This is a genomic window from Micromonospora sp. IBHARD004 (assembly GCF_052814115.1).
Genome location: NZ_CP199934.1, coordinates 3,173,600 through 3,191,029 on the forward strand (window position 1 = coordinate 3,173,600; position 17,430 = coordinate 3,191,029).

At 69.8% G+C, this 17,430-nt stretch carries 14 protein-coding genes; 7 read left to right on the top strand and 7 right to left on the bottom strand.

Going from position 1 to position 17,430, the window contains the following annotated elements; genetic code table 11:
- Nucleotide 1 precedes the first annotated feature (1 nt).
- From ACTWO6_RS15410 to ACTWO6_RS15420, 3 genes are all read right to left on the bottom strand, one after another.
- Nucleotides 2-2,122 (bottom strand): HAMP domain-containing protein, encoded by a 2,121-nt coding sequence (locus ACTWO6_RS15410; RefSeq protein WP_446220296.1) that lies wholly within the window; start codon nucleotides 2,120-2,122, stop codon nucleotides 2-4.
- A gap of 445 nt (nucleotides 2,123-2,567) precedes the next feature.
- Complete coding sequence (locus ACTWO6_RS15415; protein ID WP_446220297.1) at nucleotides 2,568-3,782, bottom strand: CapA family protein; 1,215 nt, start codon at nucleotides 3,780-3,782, stop codon at nucleotides 2,568-2,570.
- Nucleotides 3,760-5,643: a gamma-glutamyltransferase family protein gene (locus tag ACTWO6_RS15420; RefSeq protein WP_446220298.1), complete on the bottom strand. Its 1,884-nt coding sequence runs from the start codon at nucleotides 5,641-5,643 to the stop codon at nucleotides 3,760-3,762. Before ACTWO6_RS15420 ends, ACTWO6_RS15415 begins: the two co-directional genes overlap by 23 nt.
- A gap of 636 nt (nucleotides 5,644-6,279) precedes the next feature.
- On the opposite strand from ACTWO6_RS15420, the gene ACTWO6_RS15425 reads away from it, so the two are divergent.
- The 4 genes from ACTWO6_RS15425 to ACTWO6_RS15440 all read left to right on the top strand — a co-directional run bounded on the left by ACTWO6_RS15425 (nucleotide 6,280) and on the right by ACTWO6_RS15440 (nucleotide 9,730).
- Nucleotides 6,280-6,885: a DUF6230 family protein gene (locus tag ACTWO6_RS15425; protein WP_446220299.1), complete on the top strand. Its 606-nt coding sequence runs from the start codon at nucleotides 6,280-6,282 to the stop codon at nucleotides 6,883-6,885.
- A 68-nt stretch (nucleotides 6,886-6,953) separates the two neighbouring features.
- Nucleotides 6,954-7,571, top strand: a complete 618-nt coding sequence (locus ACTWO6_RS15430; RefSeq protein WP_446220300.1) for a DUF6114 domain-containing protein — start codon at nucleotides 6,954-6,956, stop codon at nucleotides 7,569-7,571.
- A gap of 335 nt (nucleotides 7,572-7,906) precedes the next feature.
- On the top strand, nucleotides 7,907-8,569 hold the full coding sequence (locus ACTWO6_RS15435) for a hypothetical protein (RefSeq protein WP_446220301.1): 663 nt from the start codon (nucleotides 7,907-7,909) through the stop codon (nucleotides 8,567-8,569).
- A gap of 456 nt (nucleotides 8,570-9,025) precedes the next feature.
- Nucleotides 9,026-9,730, top strand: coding sequence for a C39 family peptidase (locus ACTWO6_RS15440; RefSeq protein WP_446220302.1), 705 nt, complete (start codon nucleotides 9,026-9,028; stop codon nucleotides 9,728-9,730).
- A 166-nt stretch (nucleotides 9,731-9,896) separates the two neighbouring features.
- On the opposite strand, the gene ACTWO6_RS15445 is transcribed toward ACTWO6_RS15440, so the two are convergent.
- Nucleotides 9,897-10,688 (bottom strand): GntR family transcriptional regulator, encoded by a 792-nt coding sequence (locus ACTWO6_RS15445; protein WP_446220303.1) that lies wholly within the window; start codon nucleotides 10,686-10,688, stop codon nucleotides 9,897-9,899.
- Between the two features lie 132 nt (nucleotides 10,689-10,820).
- On the bottom strand, nucleotides 10,821-11,690 hold the full coding sequence (locus tag ACTWO6_RS15450; RefSeq protein ID WP_446220304.1) for a PAC2 family protein: 870 nt from the start codon (nucleotides 11,688-11,690) through the stop codon (nucleotides 10,821-10,823).
- Nucleotides 11,691-11,950: 260 nt separating this feature from the next.
- Between ACTWO6_RS15450 and metH the strand changes: the two genes are divergently transcribed.
- Nucleotides 11,951-15,466: a methionine synthase gene (gene metH / locus ACTWO6_RS15455; RefSeq protein WP_446220305.1), complete on the top strand. Its 3,516-nt coding sequence runs from the start codon at nucleotides 11,951-11,953 to the stop codon at nucleotides 15,464-15,466.
- A gap of 75 nt (nucleotides 15,467-15,541) precedes the next feature.
- On the opposite strand, the gene ACTWO6_RS15460 is transcribed toward metH, so the two are convergent.
- A complete protein-coding gene (locus tag ACTWO6_RS15460; RefSeq protein ID WP_446220306.1) occupies nucleotides 15,542-15,862 on the bottom strand; it encodes a tyrosine-type recombinase/integrase in 321 nt (106 codons plus the stop codon).
- Nucleotide 15,863: 1 nt separating this feature from the next.
- On the opposite strand from ACTWO6_RS15460, the gene ACTWO6_RS15465 reads away from it, so the two are divergent.
- Both ACTWO6_RS15465 and ACTWO6_RS15470 read left to right on the top strand, forming a co-directional pair.
- Nucleotides 15,864-16,652, top strand: coding sequence for an RNA polymerase sigma factor (locus ACTWO6_RS15465; RefSeq protein ID WP_446220307.1), 789 nt, complete (start codon nucleotides 15,864-15,866; stop codon nucleotides 16,650-16,652).
- Nucleotides 16,610-16,885, top strand: coding sequence for a hypothetical protein (locus ACTWO6_RS15470; RefSeq protein WP_446220308.1), 276 nt, complete (start codon nucleotides 16,610-16,612; stop codon nucleotides 16,883-16,885). The genes ACTWO6_RS15465 and ACTWO6_RS15470 overlap by 43 nt, the downstream gene beginning before the upstream one ends.
- A 152-nt stretch (nucleotides 16,886-17,037) precedes the next feature.
- Here the strand turns inward: ACTWO6_RS15470 and ACTWO6_RS15475 are convergent, their stop codons facing one another.
- Nucleotides 17,038-17,304, bottom strand: a complete 267-nt coding sequence (locus tag ACTWO6_RS15475) for a hypothetical protein (RefSeq protein ID WP_446220672.1) — start codon at nucleotides 17,302-17,304, stop codon at nucleotides 17,038-17,040.
- Between the last annotated feature and the right edge of the window lie 126 nt (nucleotides 17,305-17,430).

Here is a 17,430-nt window from a genome sequence, read left to right on the forward strand (position 1 = left end):
GTCAACTCCTTTCGTCTCGGTTGTCGCCGCGAGAGTCGGCATGATCGCCGTACCAGAGCGTGGTCCGTTGAGCTTCGGCTAGCGGCGGGACCTGGGGGAGCACGACGGTGCGGTCGTCCTCGGTTCCGCGCAGCCGGCTCGCACCGCCCAGCCGGCTGGAGCCGGTGTGCCGGACCTGACGGCAGACCTCCAGACACATCGCCAGTGCGCCGATGTCGTCGTGCCGTTGTGGCGAGATCGGCTCCTCGACCTTTCCGTCGCTGATCCTGTCGGCCTCCGTGGCAAGCCGACGCAGTGGGCGCGCGAAGACGAAGTACTGCCACACCTGGGTGAGCACCACGACGCCTGCTGCGGCGCCGGCGACGAGCAGGGTCCATCGCCGCCCGTCGCTCTGCGGCAACCGCAGCCCGGCCAGGTCCTGCTCCACCACCAGCGACCACTTCAACGGAGCAACCGTATTGGGCTTGTTCAGGCCAGCGGCGGCGATCAGAGCCGGCCTTCCGTCGGGCGTCTTCGCCATCCCCACGGTGCCGCCCTTCAGTGCCTCGGCGGCGGCAACACGTGCGGTGCCCTCCAACTGCTGGAAAGCGCGGAAGCCGTTGGAGTCGAAGACCGTGCGCAGATCCTCGTCGACGACCCGGACCTGCCCGTCTACCGCGCGCAGCATCCCCAGCAGGTAGTCGATGTCGAACTCACCGACAGTCGCGACGCCGTTGGGGGCGACCCGAAAGGCGTACACCAGCGGGAGCCGCGCGGTTTCGCCGTCCAGCTCGATGCCGGTTTCACCGCGCAGCGGCTCCTTCCGAAGCGGCTCACGTCCCGCAGAGCTGACCACCGATCCGCTCGGATCCATCAGGTAGAGGCTGCGGAATCGTTGCTTGCTGGCCATCTCCTGCTTCAGGAGCGGGGCCAACTGGGCGGGGTCGGGCGCTGTCTCGGCCGCCTGGGAGATCCGGGTCACGGTCTGCAAGCCGTTGTTCAGCGCCTTACCCATGACGTTGCTCGCCGCCTCGGCCCTGCTCTCCTCGTCCCGGACGAGCTGGTTGGGTATCGGCGGCTCGGCTGCACCGAGTGTGTAAGCCACGGCCGCTGCCGGCCAGAGCAGAGCGACGACGGTGGCCAGGGCCAAGCCCTGGGTGACGGTCGGCCGCCACCGCCACCGCCACCGCTTGCGACGGGCGGTGGCGGCGGAGGGGTCGGCGGACGTGAGGGCCAGGGCCCGGGCGATGCGGTGGGCCTCGGAAACGCGCAGCGGGTGCCGCTTCGTGAGGACTTCGCCACACGCGTTGGCCTTGGCGCGCTTCAGCAGCGACCGCACGGGGCTGACCAGCGCTAGCCGCATCAGCAGGAAACTCGGCACCGTCAGCGCCAGCAGGGTCAGGCCGAGCAGGAAGCCGTGAACGGCGGAGGTGCCGCCCGCCTCGTCGGCGACGATGAGGGTGGCGACCGTCGCCCCGGTGTCCCCGACGGGAGCAGAGGAGACGACCAACTGCTTGTTCACCCATTCGGTCACCCTGATCGGGTGGCCCTCGGCGGACTGGGACTGCGCCAGCCCCCGGAAGACCACCGGTAGGTGAACGTCGGGTACGGCGCTGACCCCCTGCATCAGGGTGCTCTTGCCATCCGGTGTGATCAAGAAGATGCCCTGTCGGGCGCTGGGATTGAGTCGGAGTTCGTCGATGTCGAGCGGTTGCGTCGCCAGCAGGGTTCGCGAGCCGTCCAGCGCGATGCTTCGGACCAGCGCCGGCCCGTTGGGGGTGGTGATCGGAATGGTGTCCTTGGGGGGCAGCGTCGGCGGCAGCAGCTCCATGGGCACGCCGGTGCCGGCGGTCGCCAACGGGCGGCGGGAGGCGGTCTCCACGATCGCGGCCCCGTTCCACTCCGTCCCGTCTCCCACCACCTGCTTGAGAAAATCGGCGTCGGGCGTCGATGGGGACCGCGCCGCGATCCGCTGATCGAGGTCCTCCACGTAGTGATTGATGCTCAGTCGCATGCTGGCAGCGACCTTCGACACGTTGTCCCGCTGCGAGTCGACCACGGCCGGAACGACGCCCCGTTGATTGTTCACTGCGAATCCGAGCACGATAGCCGCCGCCAGGGTCATGACCGCCCAGAGATACACCAGCGACGGCTTACCGGAGCCCGCGGGAAATCCGGCGGTCGGTAGCTGCTGGTCAAGCGCCCGTCGCCGCCAGGGGACCATCTGCTCTTGCGGCGGGTCGGAGGGCACGGACGCTACCGGTGCGCGTCCGCGGAATCGCGACTGATTGCGACTCAGGTCAGGCGCGGACTGTTCGCCTCGGCTCTTTCTCTTCATGCCAACCCTTCGCTCTCGGCGACATCAAAGTTGCGCGGTGACATCGAAGTTGGGCGGTCCATCTCGATACTCGAACGCGGCAGGGTGAGGAGACCTCACCCCGCCGGGATGAACTCGAGGGCGACCAAGCTTCCGCCAGGCGCGACTTGCCGACGGCGCCGAGCGGTAGGACCCGATGGTCGAACATGGCGGGGTGAGGGAACCTCACCCCGCGCAGATGAATCGCGTGCCCGGCCAGGCAGGAGCGATGTCAACGCTGCACACGGAGCCCAGCGGCGATCGCGCCACGGCTGTCGAGGTAGCCGGTGATCCGATCCTGAGCGGCGGTGTAGCTGGCGCGGCGGCGGTCGCTGGCGGGCAGGTGGTGGAGGGTGCGGGCCAGGTCGAGGACGCGGATGGTCGGATCGAGGGAGACCCAGATGGGGATGGCCTCGGCGTTGGTGACGACCCACCGCCGGTTGGGCTGTTCGGTGAACGTGAACTTGGCCAGGACCCCCTCCCGGTTGGCGTCCTTGGGGAAATCGTGGCGGGCGAGGGTGTTTCCAACGCCGTAGGCGATCCATTCGTCGCCGACCCGCTCGAAGGGCTGCACGACGTGGGCATGGTGACCGATGATCAGGTCGATGTTCGGGTCGGCGATGAGCTGTCTGGCCCAGGACAGTTGCTGGCCGTCGGGTGGGTGACTCATCTCTGTGCCCCAGTGGGCGGAGAGCACGATGATCTGCGCGCCGGCCTTGCGGGTAGCGGCGGCGGCGGTGCGGATCGCGGCGACGTCGATGCGGTTGGCCAGCCACGCCTTGCCGGCTGGCGGTTCCAGGCCGTTGAAGTGCATCGCCCAGGAAAGGTGACCGATCTTGACGCCGTTGACCTCGTAAATCGTTGGCGTGGCCTGCTCGGCAGCGCTGCGGAAGGTGCCGGTGTGGCGCAGACCGGCCGCATCCAGCGCGTCGAGGTTGTCGTACACGCCCTGCTCGCCCTGATCCAGGGAGTGGTTGCTGGCGGTGGAGCAGGTGTCGTAGCCGGCAGTCTTGACCGCAACGGCCAGGTCGGTGGGTGCCTTGAAGCGTCGGAAGTCCCTGGGTTCGCCGGGCCCCATCGGGGCCTCCATGTGACAGATGGCCAGGTCCGCCGATTCGACGGCGGGGCGGATCGAGGCGAAGATCGGGTCGAACTCGTACCCGGCGTGGCCGGCCGCCTTGGCGTCGGCCCGCGCCTGCCGCCACGTCGGCGGGTGCACCAGGATGTCACCGGAGCCCAGGATGCTGACCTGGCGCGGCGTGCCCGCCCCCCGTTGCGCGGTCGTCGCCGCCGGTTGCGGTGACCGGCGCTCGCGAACGATGTCGTCGCCCTGCGCCCGTGCCGGGGCTACGACCAGCGCGGTGACGAGCAGGACGCGGACGAATGCACGCATCGAAGATATTCCCTTCCTGGCGGCGGACGACCTAACGCCCGGCCGCGGCGCCATCCCTGCGCTGGTCCGCCGCGCCGAGAAGCTGGTTTCCTCGGACCTCGATCGCGGTGAGACCACTGTCCAGTGCCACGACTCTGGGACACGGGTGCTCGCGCAATACGAGGTCGGGCAGGTTCACTGCGATCCGCCTGTCTGCTTCGAGCTCGGAGGGCGCGTCCCTCTTCCCGTCACACTTGCGCGTGATGTCCTGCCCGCTGTAATGCCCCTGATTGAGTGCCTCGGCCGGGCTCATGCCATCGACGATTACCCCTACCAATGTCTGCGTGACGTAGTCGGGAATGTGCGAGCCGCCGGCAGCGCCGACCACGAGCCGCAACTTCTTCCCCTCGCGGTCAAGCACGATCGTCGGTGCCTGCGAGGCGGTGGGTCGCTTCTTCGGTTCTTGGACGTTCACGGGCTTGCCGGGTGAGACGGACTCCGTGTCCGTGAAGTTGTTCAACGCGTTGTTGAGCATCATTCCCCGTGCCTCCAGGTGGGACCCGAAGTGGGTGTTGTTGGTGGTGGTCATGGACACCGCGTTGCCGGCGGCGTCGACGATGCTCGCGTTGCTCGTCGGATCACCGACGTCCGTCGTGGCGGGTTGATCGCTGACAGACGGTCCGGGTGGCAGCACTCCCGGGGGGTTGCCCGGTTCAACCGGGTGGATTGCCTTGTCCGGGGAGTAGAGGGCGAAGCGACTGTCGAGATACTTGGCGTCGAGCAGCCCGGCAACGGGCACGGCCTGGAAGTCCGGGTCCCCCACGTACGCGCGGCGGTCGAAGTTCGCCAGGCGGCTGGCCTCGACCGAGAGGTGGATGCGGTCCGCCGAGCCGGGCTTGGTCTTCCGCACCTGGCCGCGTTCGAGCAAGCCGAGCATCTGCAGGGTCGCCACTCCGCCGAATGCTGGCGGCGCCGAGGTGCAGACCGACACGTCGAACGCCTTCCTGCACACCTCGGGGCGCTCCACCACTTCGTAGTCGGCGAAGTCCTGGGCCGTCATGAGACTGGGGATGACCACCGGGCCCGCTGTGTTCCCTTTCAGCTTGATGGGGCCCTTGGCCGCATGTTGCGCGATTGCTGGTGCGATCTTGCCGTTCGGGTCGTAGAAGGCGTCCGCGCCGTTGTCCCGAACCTCCCGCAGCACGTCCGCGAGCTCGGGGTTGTACAGCGTCGTTCCCTCCTGCTTCGGTTCGTCGCCGTTGCAGTAGCGGGGACGCAGGTCCGGATAGTTGCAGCGCTTCCGTCCGTTGAAGCGCTGTTTGAAACCGCCATGCAGGCTGGCGGACATCGGGAAACCGTTCGCGGCCAGCCGGATGGCGTCGTCGAAGAGTTGATCCCACGGGAGGGTGCCGTACAGGCTGTGCACCGTCGCGAGCACTCGCAGTGTGCCCGGAACACCGAACGACCGCCCGCTTGCACCGGCCGCATTCGGAAAGCGGTCGGTCCGGAGTGCTCTGCGCTCCTGCTCGGTGGGTGTCCTGACGTTCTCGGTCACGTTCCCCGGGGCTCTGGCCAAGCCGTCGAAGAACCGGGCCTGGTCCTTGTCGGGATTCCAGTAGGTGATGAGTGTGCCGCCAGCCAGCCCGGAGGCGTGAGGCTCCACGACAGCGAGAACCGCCTGAACGGCTACCGCCGCGTCCGCAGCCCTGCCACCTCGGGCGAGGATCTTGCAACCTGCCTCGACGGCGAGCGGATTGGCGGCCGCCACCATGAACTTCGTACCGACCGCATCTGCCCCCCGACCACTCGTAGGATTCGCGCAGGATCCGGCCGGTGGAGCCACAGTGCTCGCTCCGGTGGCCTCTGTCGACAGGGCCGGCAGGATGAGCGTCAGCACCAGCGTGGGAAGGAGGTAGCGCCGCTTTCGTGCGTACATACAACAACCTCTCCGATTCATGCGGGAACGGGCCGTCGCGTGAAACGCCATGAAGTTCCGCGGCAGGAATCTCCGCCTGTTCGGTGTCCGGCCTGTCAGCTTCGCTTGAGGGCATGGGGCTCGGGACGAACGAATCCTGAGTCGCATCAGGACCTTTCCCTTTTCAGCCGGCGTCAAAGCGACTGCTCGGTCGCGGCTGGCACATCGGCTGCAGAAGTGCCCTGACGTCGGCTCACCGACGCGGAACCGAGGCCGACACGGGCATCATGGTTCGCGGTGGGGTGACGGCGCAGGGCATCGCGAGAAGTCGTGGCTTCCGAGACGAAGGTGTCCCAGGTGGCAGCGGGGATGGTCCAGTCCGGCCGAGGATCAATTGTCGTCGCGTCGACCGCCGCTGTCCGGGATGTCCGCTTGGAAGCCATTGTGCGTCGAGGGTCGCCGATGCACCTAACGCTGAGTGAGGAACCCGCTTCCGCATGTCTACATCGTGTTAGCGTCGGGTAAGCGGCGTCTTGTGACGTGCGCCGCCGGCCGGACCGATTCTCGAGTCTCCGTCCCCCTGCTCTTCGGGTGGTGGCGGACCTTTGTCCGAGCCCGCCCGGCCTCCCGGCGCGACATCCACCTTGAGGAGGAATCGTGCAGGAGCAGTTCGATGCCACGGGCCGTACTCGGTGGCGGCGGTTCGCCGCGCTGGCGCTACCGGCGACCGCCATCGCCGGCGCGATGGTGTTCGGTATGGCGAACGGTGCCTTGGCCGCCTCGTTCGCCGTCTCCGGCCAAATCTTCAAGGTCTCTGCCTCGGAGTTGCGCGGTGAGGGATTCGTCCAGTACGGCGGCGTCGCCGAGGAGGTCGACGGCACGAAGCATCCGGTGGCGGTCACCGGCATCCGCCGGGCGCAGCTGTTTGACCTCTGCCAGTCGGTGAAGGTGCCCGGTGCTCCCGTGGTGCTCCGCACCGACGCCGGCGGTGGCGGCAGGCCCGCCACCGCGACCGATCTGTTGATCGACGCCGAGTCACTCGAGGGTGACGTCGAGTTCACGAACATCAACATCAACCAGGACGCATCGACCCTTGACCGCGGGCCCGTGAAGGGTCCCAGGAAGGCCTTCGGCCAGCAGGCCGACGCGGTGCGGATCACGAACCTTCGCCAGGTGGCCCGCTCCACCCAGGCCGGGACGTTCAATCTCACCGGGCTGAAGCTGAAGGTCAACGTCGGCGCGGCCGCCAAGGAGTGCTTCTGAGCTGATCACCGCCCCCGCCCTCCGTGAGGTGGTGGCTGCGCTCGACCCCTCACTCGCAGGAGGCACAGGTGACAAGCGCCGAACCACAACCCGTCCCGCCGAAGCGGAGCGACGCCCCGTGGCGCGGCTTCCGCCACTGGCGCCGGACCCGGCCGTTCTGGGGCGGCCTGTTCACCGCACTGGCCGGTCTGGAGATCTTCGGCACCACCCAGATGTCGCTCGCTGGTCTCGCCTTCCAGATGGGGCCGACCGGTTTCCTGTCCTGGCTGGTCCCCACCATCCTGGTGACGTGCGGGCTGCTGATGTGGTTCAGGCTGCAACATCGGATCCTCTACGCCGTGGTCGCCGCCGTGACCACGCTCTTTTCGCTGATCGGGGTGAACCTCGGCGGCTTCTTCGTCGGTCTGCTGCTCGGCCTGCTGGGCAGCGCCCTCGGGTTCGCCTGGGCGCCGGACACGCACCCGACCGCCACCCGCGGTAGCGAGCCAGCCGGCGACGGGACGGCGCGGGACGAGGCGGCCGGCGACGAAACGGCGCGGGACGAGGGGGGCGGCGACGGGACGGCGGGGGACGGGACACCGGACGACGGGACGGGGCGGGACGGGTCGTCGGCCCGTGCGGGAGCTGACCTACCGGCCCCAGACGCGGCCCCGAGCGCGGGCAGCCGGCCCTCGTCCACGAGCTGATGTCCGGGCGGGACAGGATGGGGCTACGCGTCTCTCAGCGGGCGCCTGCCGGGTACGAGGAAACCCCGGGGGCCGGGACGTTCCGGCAAGCGGAGGGGCCGGAGGCCGCGCGCCGCAGGCACCGACACCGCGATCCGCGGTTCTTCGCGGTGCTGCTCGGGATCTCCGCCGCCGTGGGGCTCGCCGGGACCAGCCCGGCGCGGGCGTCCGTGGCGCCCACCCCGACGTTGGACGGGCCCACCTGGCCGGCACTGAGTGGCTTACCGAACGCGAACCGGCCCGAGCCGGCCGGCACACCCCGCTCATCCTCGATCAGCGCAAGCGGGTACGCCAAGGTGAACTCGGGCAATGTACTCATTCTCGGCGGGATCGGTGACCTGTTCGACGGGGGCCAGGATGACGACGAGGGGGCCACGGCGCCGCCGGAGTCTCCGGCGACGCCCAGCCCTGGGCCGCCCGCGACCGAGCTGGCCAGCCCCCGGCCGCAGGTCCCTGCTCTCGACTCCGCCAACCCCAACGCGACCCCGACCGAGGCCGTGGAGGCAGGCAAGCCGTTGCCGCTGATTCCCGCCGATCCAGGGCAGCCGGTGGTGGCAGAGACCCTGTCCACCGTGACCGCCTCGACGGTGACCATGACCGGACTCCGCATCCACGGGATCGTCGACCTGCCTACCACCGGCGGCACCCTGAGGACGTTGAAGTTCAGCATGGACCGCGCGATCACCGACGACTTTCTGCTCCGCGCGCCCGGCCCGGCTGGCCGTACCATGCGGTTCGCCACCGACCGGCTGACGCTGACCGGTGAGGTGGCCGTCTACGCCACCCGTTTCGTCGGACGGCTGCTCGGCGTCACGATCACGCTGACCCCGGACCTGCCGTTCCCCTACGGGATTCCCACCACCTCGCCGGTCACGATCAGCGACCCGGCGATCGACCTGGCCTTCATGAACAGCCACTCGCTGACCGCCCGGCCAGCGCTGAAGATGACCTTGGACTGACGGGTGGATGAAGCGGACTCCTCCTGGCGCAGTCCAACCGTGGCCAGACCGACTGACTTCGACGTCTTCATCGTTTTCCCGCCACGCTCTCGCGCAACAAATTCCGCGGTCACCGGAATGGCGCGGAAGTCGGGCATTAAGGGGAGACCATGAATCCCGGGGCGAACAATAGCGCCCGGAGGTCTTTCCCCGATCAAACCGGCGTGCCGGCCAGTCGACCACTCATGGCCGTTATCAAGGCAATCTTCGCGCTACAACGCATTGCCGCATTTGCGTCATAGGCGATCTTCCTGATCGCGGGTGCCCTCCTACCCTAAATGGGGTCGCCCCCGCGCGTGTTTGCGTAAATCCACCCCGGCCCCCCTTCTACTCGGGTAGGTTGTGGCGTTTTCTCCGACGGGGGCGTGGGTAAGCGGCAAGCGACAGCCGGGAAGCCAACCCGATGGGAGCTTCACGATGAACTCGATTTTCCGCAAGAGCGTGCTCTCCGTTGCCCTGGTGGCCAGCGGGACCGTCGCTGGTCCGGCGATCGCTGCCCAGGCGTCTGCCGGTCCGGTGACGGCCGCGCGGCCTGCCCAGGTCCAGAGCAAGCCGGGCTTCGCTGAGCAGGCACAGCCGCCCCCTGCGCCGCCCCCGTCGCCGCCGCCTCCGGCGGACGAGGGCAAGCGGGTGCTCCACTACGACTACCAGCGACAGCCGAACTCTTACTACTGCGCGCCAGCCGCAACTCGGATCGCCCTGTCCACCCAGGGCAAGGTCGTGAGCCAACGCGAGGTCGCCGACAAGCTGGGCACCACCAAGGCCGGCACCAACTCGGTCGACGACACCACCCGCGTGCTCAATGAGATGACCGGCGGTGGCTATGAGACCACCGAGATCAAGACCGCCGAGGCCGAACCGGCTCAGGTGGACAAGCTGCGTACCGATGTAGTTGAGGCGGTTGACGCCCAGCGCGGCGTGGTAGCCAACATCACGGGCACCGCGGTCGACACCCAGGGCAACCAGTACTCGTACCCGGGCGGGCACTATCTCACCATCATTGGTTTCCGCGACGGCGGTGACACGATGAAGATCGCCGACCCGTACGACCCGACGAAGAACTACTGGATGAGCGACGACAAGGTCGCCGACTGGATCGCCGAGCGCGGCTACTCCAGCTGAGCCAATTCAGGACACCAGCTGGCCGGGTCCCCGGAATGGGATCCGGCCCTTTCGAGCGCAGGATCCTGATCAAGCAAGCAGCACCGGCGAGGAGCGACCGTGGGACACCGGCGATCATGGAGGACCGGCACCTTCGGGTCGCCGATCCGGTGGTGGTTTCCTGGAATCAGCCGAGGACCAGGCCGGGGTCGGGGTCCTGGGCCGGTGCGGGGGCGGGGATCTGGTACTCCTCGGTGAGGGTGGTCATCGGGCCGGGCCAGGTGGCCTGGGCGACCTCGATCGGTTTGCGCCCCTCGTCGTAGGCGACGTGCAGCAGGTGCAGCACCGGGGTGTCCGGACGGATCTGCAGGGTCTCCGCCTCCTCGCGGCTGGGCTGACGGGCGCTGATGGTGTCGGTCGCGGTCGCGTACTGGCGGCCGGTGGCCTCCTCGGCCTCCTGATAGAGCGGGCGGCCGAACGCCTCGGCCCGTTCGAGGGAGGTGCCGGCGGTGTCCGCCGGCAGGAACCAGGACGCCCCGACCTCGACCGGTGACTCGTCGGTGCGGACCAGGTGCCGCCGGCAGAGCATCTCGGTGCCGTCGGAGACCCCGAACGCGTCGGCGACCTCGGGCGGGGCGGGGGCACGGCCGACGGAGACGAGCTGCTGCTTGTACCGGGCGGCCAGGTCGGTGTGGTAGCCACGGAAGCCGCCGTACCGGCCCCGGGCGAGCCGGTTGAGCCGGCGCCGGGTGCCGCGGACGTACGTACCGGAGCCGGGTTTGGTGATCAGGATGCCCTCGACCCGCAGCTGGTCGACGGCGCGCTGCACGGTCTGCTTGGCGACGCCGAACATCTCGGCGATGGCCGGGATGGACGGCAGCCGTTCGCCGGGCGCCCAGTCGCCGCGGCGGACCTGGGCCTTGAGCTGCGTGGCGATCTGCCGGTGCGGGAACTCGGCGGCCCCCGGGTTGATCTGCACGCCCGCCTCCTCATGACAGCTAGGTTCCTAGGATGCCCTAGCGGGTGTGTCGCCGTCACCCGTGACACGCGAAAAAGCGGGCCCCGGACGGCGACGTCCGGGGCCCGCTGAGCGCCAGGGGGGGAGGGCTGACTACCAGGAGCCGGCGGTCGGGCCGGCCGACCCGCCGCGGCGGCGCAGGTACTTCTCGAACTCCTGGGCGATCTCGTCCCCGGTCAGCGGCGTGATGCCGGCGTCGCCGACCCGCTCCTCCAGCTCCCGGACGTACTCGCCCAGCTCGGCGTCCTGCTCGGCGGCGCTGCGCACCCGCTGCTCCCACTCGGCGGCCTCCTCGGCCAGGTCGGCCATCGGCACCGGCAGGTCGAGCACCTCCTCGACCCGGTGCAGCAGCGCGAGGGTGGCCTTGGGGCAGGGCGGGTTGTTGGCGTAGTGCGGCACGTGCACCCAGAACGACACTGCGTCGACCTCGGCCCGGCTGCAGGCGTCGTGCAGCACGCCGACGATGCCGGTGGGCCCGTCGTAGCGGGTGGGGGTGAGCTGGTAGCGCTGGGCGGCCTCGGCGTCGGAGGCGCTGCCGCTGATCGGCAGCGGCCGGGTGTACGGCACGTCGGCCAGCAGCGCGCCGAGCAGCACCACCCGTTCGACCTCCAGGCTGTGGCAGATCTCCAGCACCTGCTCGCAGAAGGTGCGCCAGCGCATGCTCGGCTCGATGCCGCGGATCAGCACCACGTCCCGCTCGGTGCCCTCGGGGCTGGCGACCATGAAGCGCGTGGTGGGCCACTCCACCCGGCGGGTCTCGCCCTCGGCCATGGTGATGGTCGGCCGGCTCACCTGGAAGTCGTAGAAGTCCTCCGGGTCCAGCTCGGTCACCTGCCGGGCCTGCCAGACCTGCTCCAGGTGCTCCACCGCGGCGGTGGAGGCGTCCGCGGCGTCGTTCCAGCCCTCGAAGGCCGCGATGGCGACCGGGGACCGCAGCACCGGCAGCCCGTCGAACTCGGTCACGCCGTCACCTCGCCCTGCTCGTCGGGAGCGGCGCCGGGCCGCTGCCCCGACATCCGCCCGCCGGGCACGCTGGCGTCCCTGATGTCCTTCACGTCCGCCAGCCTACGTGCCGGCGCGGGATGCGGCCCGTCGGCCGCGCCGGTCGTGGATCGGACCAGCCGCGCCAAACAGGCAAACCGGACCCGGTGATCCCGCTGACAGTATGTGGGAAGGCCGGCATGGCTCGACCGGGGCGCGAGGCGTCGCACTAACCTGGCTCTGTGCGGACTTCGTTGCTGGATGTGCTCGCGGACCGGATCCTCATCGCCGACGGGGCGATGGGGACGATGCTCCAGGCGGCCGACCTGACCCTCGACGACTTCGAGGGGCTGGAGGGCTGCAACGAGATCCTCAACGTCACCCGGCCGGACGTCGTACGCGGGGTGCACGACGCCTACCTGGCGGCCGGGGCGGACTGCGTCGAGACCAACACCTTCGGCGCCAACCTCGCCAACCTCGGCGAGTACGACATCCAGCACCGGATCCGGGAGCTGTCGGAGGCGGGCGCGCGGATCGCCCGGGAGGCCGCCGACGCGTATGGCACGCCCGAGCGGCCCCGCTTCGTGCTCGGCTCGATCGGCCCCGGCACCAAGCTGCCCACCCTGGGGCACGCCGCGTACGCGACGCTGCGCGACGCGTACCAGGAGAACGCCGCCGGCCTGATCGAGGGCGGCGCGGACGCGCTGATCGTGGAGACCTGCCAGGACCTGCTCCAGGTGAAGGCCGCGGTGGTCGGCTCGCACCGGGCGATGGCCGAGGCCGGCCGGAAGGTCCCGCTGATCTGCCACGTCACCGTGGAGACCACCGGCACCATGCTGCTGGGCAGCGAGATCGGCGCGGCGCTGACCGCGATCGAGCCGCTCGGCGTGGACCTGATCGGCCTGAACTGCGCCACCGGCCCGGCGGAGATGAGCGAGCACCTGCGCTACCTCTCCCAGCACGCCCGGGTGCCGCTGTCGGTGATGCCCAACGCCGGCCTGCCGCAGCTGACCGCCGACGGCGCGGTCTACCCGCTGACCCCGGTGGAGCTGGCCGACGCCCTGGAGCGCTTCGTCGCCGAGTACGGCGTCTCCCTGGTCGGCGGCTGCTGCGGCAGCACCCCGGAGCACATCCGGGTGGTGTCGGAGCGGCTGCACGGCGCCCGCCCCGGCCCCCGCGAGCCGCGGCAGGACGCGGGCGTCTCCTCGATCTACCACCACGTGCCGTTCGCCCAGGACGCCAGCGTGCTGATGGTGGGGGAGCGGACCAACGCCAACGGCTCCAAGGCGTTCCGCGAGGCGATGCTCGCCGCCGACTGGCAGGCCTGCGTGGAGATCGCCCGCAGCCAGGCCCGGGACGGCTCGCACCTGCTGGACCTCTGCGTCGACTACGTGGGCCGGGACGGCACGCAGGACATGCGTGAGCTGGCCGGCCGGTTCGCCACCGCCTCCACGCTGCCGATCATGCTGGACTCGACCGAGCCGGCGGTGGTCGAGGCCGGGCTGGAGATGCTCGGCGGGCGCTGCGTGGTCAACTCGGTGAACTTCGAGGACGGCGACGGCCCGGAGTCGCGCTACGCCCGGGTGATGCCGGTGGTCGCCGAGCACGGCGCCGCAGTGGTCGCCCTCCTGATCGACGAGGAGGGCCAGGCCCGTACGAAGGACTGGAAGGTCCGGGTCGCGGGCCGGCTGATCGAGGACCTGACCACCCGGTGGGGGCTGCGCCGCTCGGACATCCTGATCGACGCGCTGACCTTCCCGATCGCCACCGGGCAGGAGGAGACCCGCCGGGACGGGATCGAGACCATCGAGGCGATCCGGGAGATCGCCGCCCGCTACCCGGGGGTCAACTTCACCCTGGGCATCTCCAACGTCTCCTTCGGACTGAACCCGGCGGCCCGGCAGGTGCTCAACTCGGTCTTCCTGCACGAGTGCGTGCAGGCCGGGCTGACCTCGGCGATCGTGCACGCCAGCAAGATCCTGCCGATGTCGAAGATCCCCGAGGAGCAGCGCGAGATCGCCCTCGACCTGATCTACGACCGCCGCCGCGAGGGGTACGACCCGGTGCAGCGGTTCATCGAGGTCTTCGAGGGCGTCGACGCCGCCTCGGCGCGGGCCACCCGGGCCGAGGAGTTGGCCGCGCTGCCGCTGGAGGAGCGGCTGAAGCGGCGGATCATCGACGGTGAGCGCAACGGCCTGGAGGCCGACCTGGACGCGGCGATGGCCGGCGGCCGGTCGCCGCTGTCCATCATCAACGACCTGCTGCTCGACGGGATGAAGGTGGTCGGCGAGCTGTTCGGCTCCGGCCAGATGCAGCTGCCGTTCGTGCTCCAGTCCGCCGAGGTGATGAAGACCGCGGTGGCCTACCTGGAGCCGCACATGGAGAAGGCCGACGACGGCGGCAAGGGCCGGATCGTGCTCGCCACCGTCAAGGGCGACGTGCACGACATCGGCAAGAACCTGGTCGACATCATCCTGTCCAACAACGGCTACGAGGTCGTCAACATCGGCATCAAGCAGCCGATCAACGCGATCCTCGACGCCGCCGAGCAGCACCGGGCCGACGCCATCGGCATGTCCGGGCTGCTGGTCAAGAGCACGGTCATCATGAAGGAGAACCTGTCCGAGATGGCGTCGCGCGGGGTTGCGGAGCGCTGGCCGGTCCTGCTGGGTGGGGCGGCGCTCACCCGGGCGTACGTCGAGGACGACCTGCGGTCGGTCTTCCCCGGCCAGGTGCACTACGCCCGGGACGCCTTCGAGGGGCTCTCCCTGATGGACCGGGTGATGACGGCCAAGCGCGGCGGCGCGCCGGTGGTGGACCCGGAGCGGGAGGCGGCCCTGGCCGCCCGGCGGGCCCGGCGGGAGCGGCAGCGGGCGATGGTCAGTGAGGCGCTGCCGAAGCTGGACGACGCCTCGGTCCGCTCCGACGTGGCCACCGACGTGGCGGTGCCCACCCCGCCGTTCCTCGGCACCCGGGTGGTGAAGGGGGTGCCGCTGGCCGACTACGCGGCGCTGCTCGACGAGCGGGCCACCTTCCTCGGCCAGTGGGGGCTGCGCGGCGCCCGCGGCGGCAAGGGACCGTCGTACGAGGAGCTGGTGGAGACCGAGGGCCGGCCGCGGCTGCGGTACTGGCTGGACCGGCTGATCGCCGACCAGGTCCTCGAGGCGGCCGTGGTCTACGGCTACTTCCCCGCGTACGCGGAGGGCAACGACCTGGTGGTGCTGGACGAGAACGGGCACGCCGAGCGGGCCCGGTTCTCCTTTCCCCGGCAGCGGCAGGAGCGGCGGCTCTGCCTGGCCGACTTCTTCCGGCCCAAGGGCGACGAGCTGGACGTGGTGGCGTTGCAGCTGGTCACCGTCGGGCAGCCGATCAGCGAGTACACCGCGAAGATGTTCGCCGGCAACGAGTATCGCGACTACCTGGAGGTGCACGGCCTGTCGGTGCAGCTCACCGAGGCCCTGGCCGAGTACTGGCACCGGCGGATCCGCGCCGAGCTGACCCTGCCGGGCGGGCGTACGGTCGCCGACGACGACCCGGGGGACCTGGCCGGCCTGCTGCGCACCGACTACCGCGGCTGCCGGTACGCGTTCGGCTACCCGGCCTGCCCGGACCTGGAGGACCGGGCGAAGATCGTGGAGCTGCTGGGCGCCGAGCGGATCGGGGTGCAGCTGTCCGAGGAGTTCCAGCTGGTGCCCGAGCAGGCCACCGACGCGATCGTGGTGCACCACCCGGAGGCGAACTACTTCAACGCCAAGTAGTGGCGACATGGTCCCTGACCTGCGTCGGAAGCCCGCCGGAAAGCCCTTGACCATGATCATGCCGTCGCCAGTCCGTCACGGGTCGTCTGCGGTGGTAGGAGCTGCACCGAACGCCTTGTCGATGGCTCGCCGGGTGCGGTCCTCGCTGGTGGGGAGTAGGTGGGTGTAGGTCCGCAGGGTGAAACCGGGATCGGCGTGGCCCAGGTAGGCGGACAGGGCTTTGATGCTCTCTCCGGCGTCCGAGAGGACTGAGGCGTAGGCGTGCCGCAGGACGTGCATGCCGTTGTGGCGGTTGTCGGGGATGCCGGTGGCGCGGATCGCGCGCTTCCAGATCCCGGCGTTGAACGCAGGCCGGCTGAGCGCCGTACCGGCTGGGGTCGTGAGGTAGAGCGGCACCGTGACAGGCTCGCCGGTCGACCGGGCGCTGGATGTGCTGCGTCGGGAGTCGGTGCTGCGCCGGGCCCTACCGCTACTTGTATCCGAACAGTCGGTGCCCGGGCCCGAAGACGGCGTGGCGCTGACACTGCGACTGGTGTGCGGTCTGTCCACGGCCGAAGTGGCCCGCGCAATTCTGGTGCCGGAGCCCACCATGGCCACGCGGATCACACGGGCCAAGAAAAAGATCACCACCGCCCGTATCCCGTACCGCGTGCCGTCACCCGACCACCTCGCCGAACGCGTCAGCGCCGCCCTCGAGGTCCTACATCTGATCTTCACCACCGGCCACACGGCGCCGATCGGCGCGCATCTTGTCCGCCGGGACCTGGTGGACAGCGCAATCAGCCTCGCCCGCATGCTGCACCTGCTCATGCCGAACGACGCCGAGATCAGCGCCCTGCTCGCGCTGCTGCTCATCGACGCGCGCGCCGACAGCCGCCGGTCCGCCACTGGGCGGCTGCAGCTGCTCTCGGAGCAGGACCGCACGCGCTGGGATACCCGGCTGATCGGTGAGGGTATCGCCCTGCTGACCGATGCGCTACGCCGCCAGCCGCCGACGCGGTACGCCGTCGAGGCCGCGATCGCCGCCGTGCACGCCCAGGCGCCGACCTGGCAGGACACGGACTGGGCGGAGATCGTCGGGCTGTACGACGTCCTACTCCAGCTCTGCCCTCGCCGGTGGTCGAGCTCAACCGTGCCGTCGCCGTGGGACTGCGCGACGGCCCGCAGGCAGGCCTCGACGCGCTGACGCCGCTGCTCGCCGAGCCGGCGTTGGCCACCTACGGCTACCTCAGCGCCGCCCGCGCCGACTTCCTGCGCCAACTGCACCAGTGGACACAGGCGGCCGACGCGTACCAGGAGGCCCTGACCCTCACCGACAACGACGCCGAACGCGCCTTCCTCACCGAACGGCTCGGCGACGTCCAGCGCATACCGGCCGGGAAAGACCAGCCCCAGAGCAGGCCTACCAATGGCAGCTAGTGCCTCGTCATGCAGCCTTGATCGGGTAATCCGGGTGGCGGATCTTGGATCCGGCGCCGTGCGACCGCCCTCCCGGCGCGGCCGTGCGATGGGCCGGGGTGACCTCGTGATGCGCTACGAAGCTGATGACGAGAATGAGTCAGGGTGATGCTTCAGTCCGGGCCCAGGCCGGCGTCGGTTGCGTGGCGGGGTGAGTCATCTGCGTCATCAGGTTTGTAGCGACCGCGACGGACCGCGCGGGCGATCGGCGACGTGGCGCCGGGCGGGTTCCGCCCGGGCCGGCGCACCGGGATGGCGAATCCGGATTTCGGTTGGGCGCGGTGGTTGCGCCATCGGATGTAGGCGCCGATGGCGGTGTCCTGCTCGGCGTGGGTGCGGTGGTCGGTGCCGTTGAGGGCGGATGACGTGCAGCCTCTGATCGGGCCAGCGCCGGCGCAGGGTCTTGAGGGAGCTCAGAAACTCCTGCCAGCGTCTGCGGTCGCGGATGCGGTAGTGCAGCCGTCCGGTGGCCAGGTCCAGAGCAGAACAGGCCCGCCAGGTGCGGA

What these genes read in the sequence shown, in the direction of transcription:
- ACTWO6_RS15415 (WP_446220297.1), bottom strand. Translation starts at nt 3,782, where the DNA reads ATGGCGCCGCGGCCGGGCGTTAGGTCGTCCGCCGCCAGGAAGGGAATA.
- ACTWO6_RS15420 (WP_446220298.1), bottom strand. Translation starts at nt 5,643, where the DNA reads ATGTACGCACGAAAGCGGCGCTACCTCCTTCCCACGCTGGTGCTGACG.
- ACTWO6_RS15440 (WP_446220302.1), top strand. Translation starts at nt 9,026, where the DNA reads ATGAACTCGATTTTCCGCAAGAGCGTGCTCTCCGTTGCCCTGGTGGCC.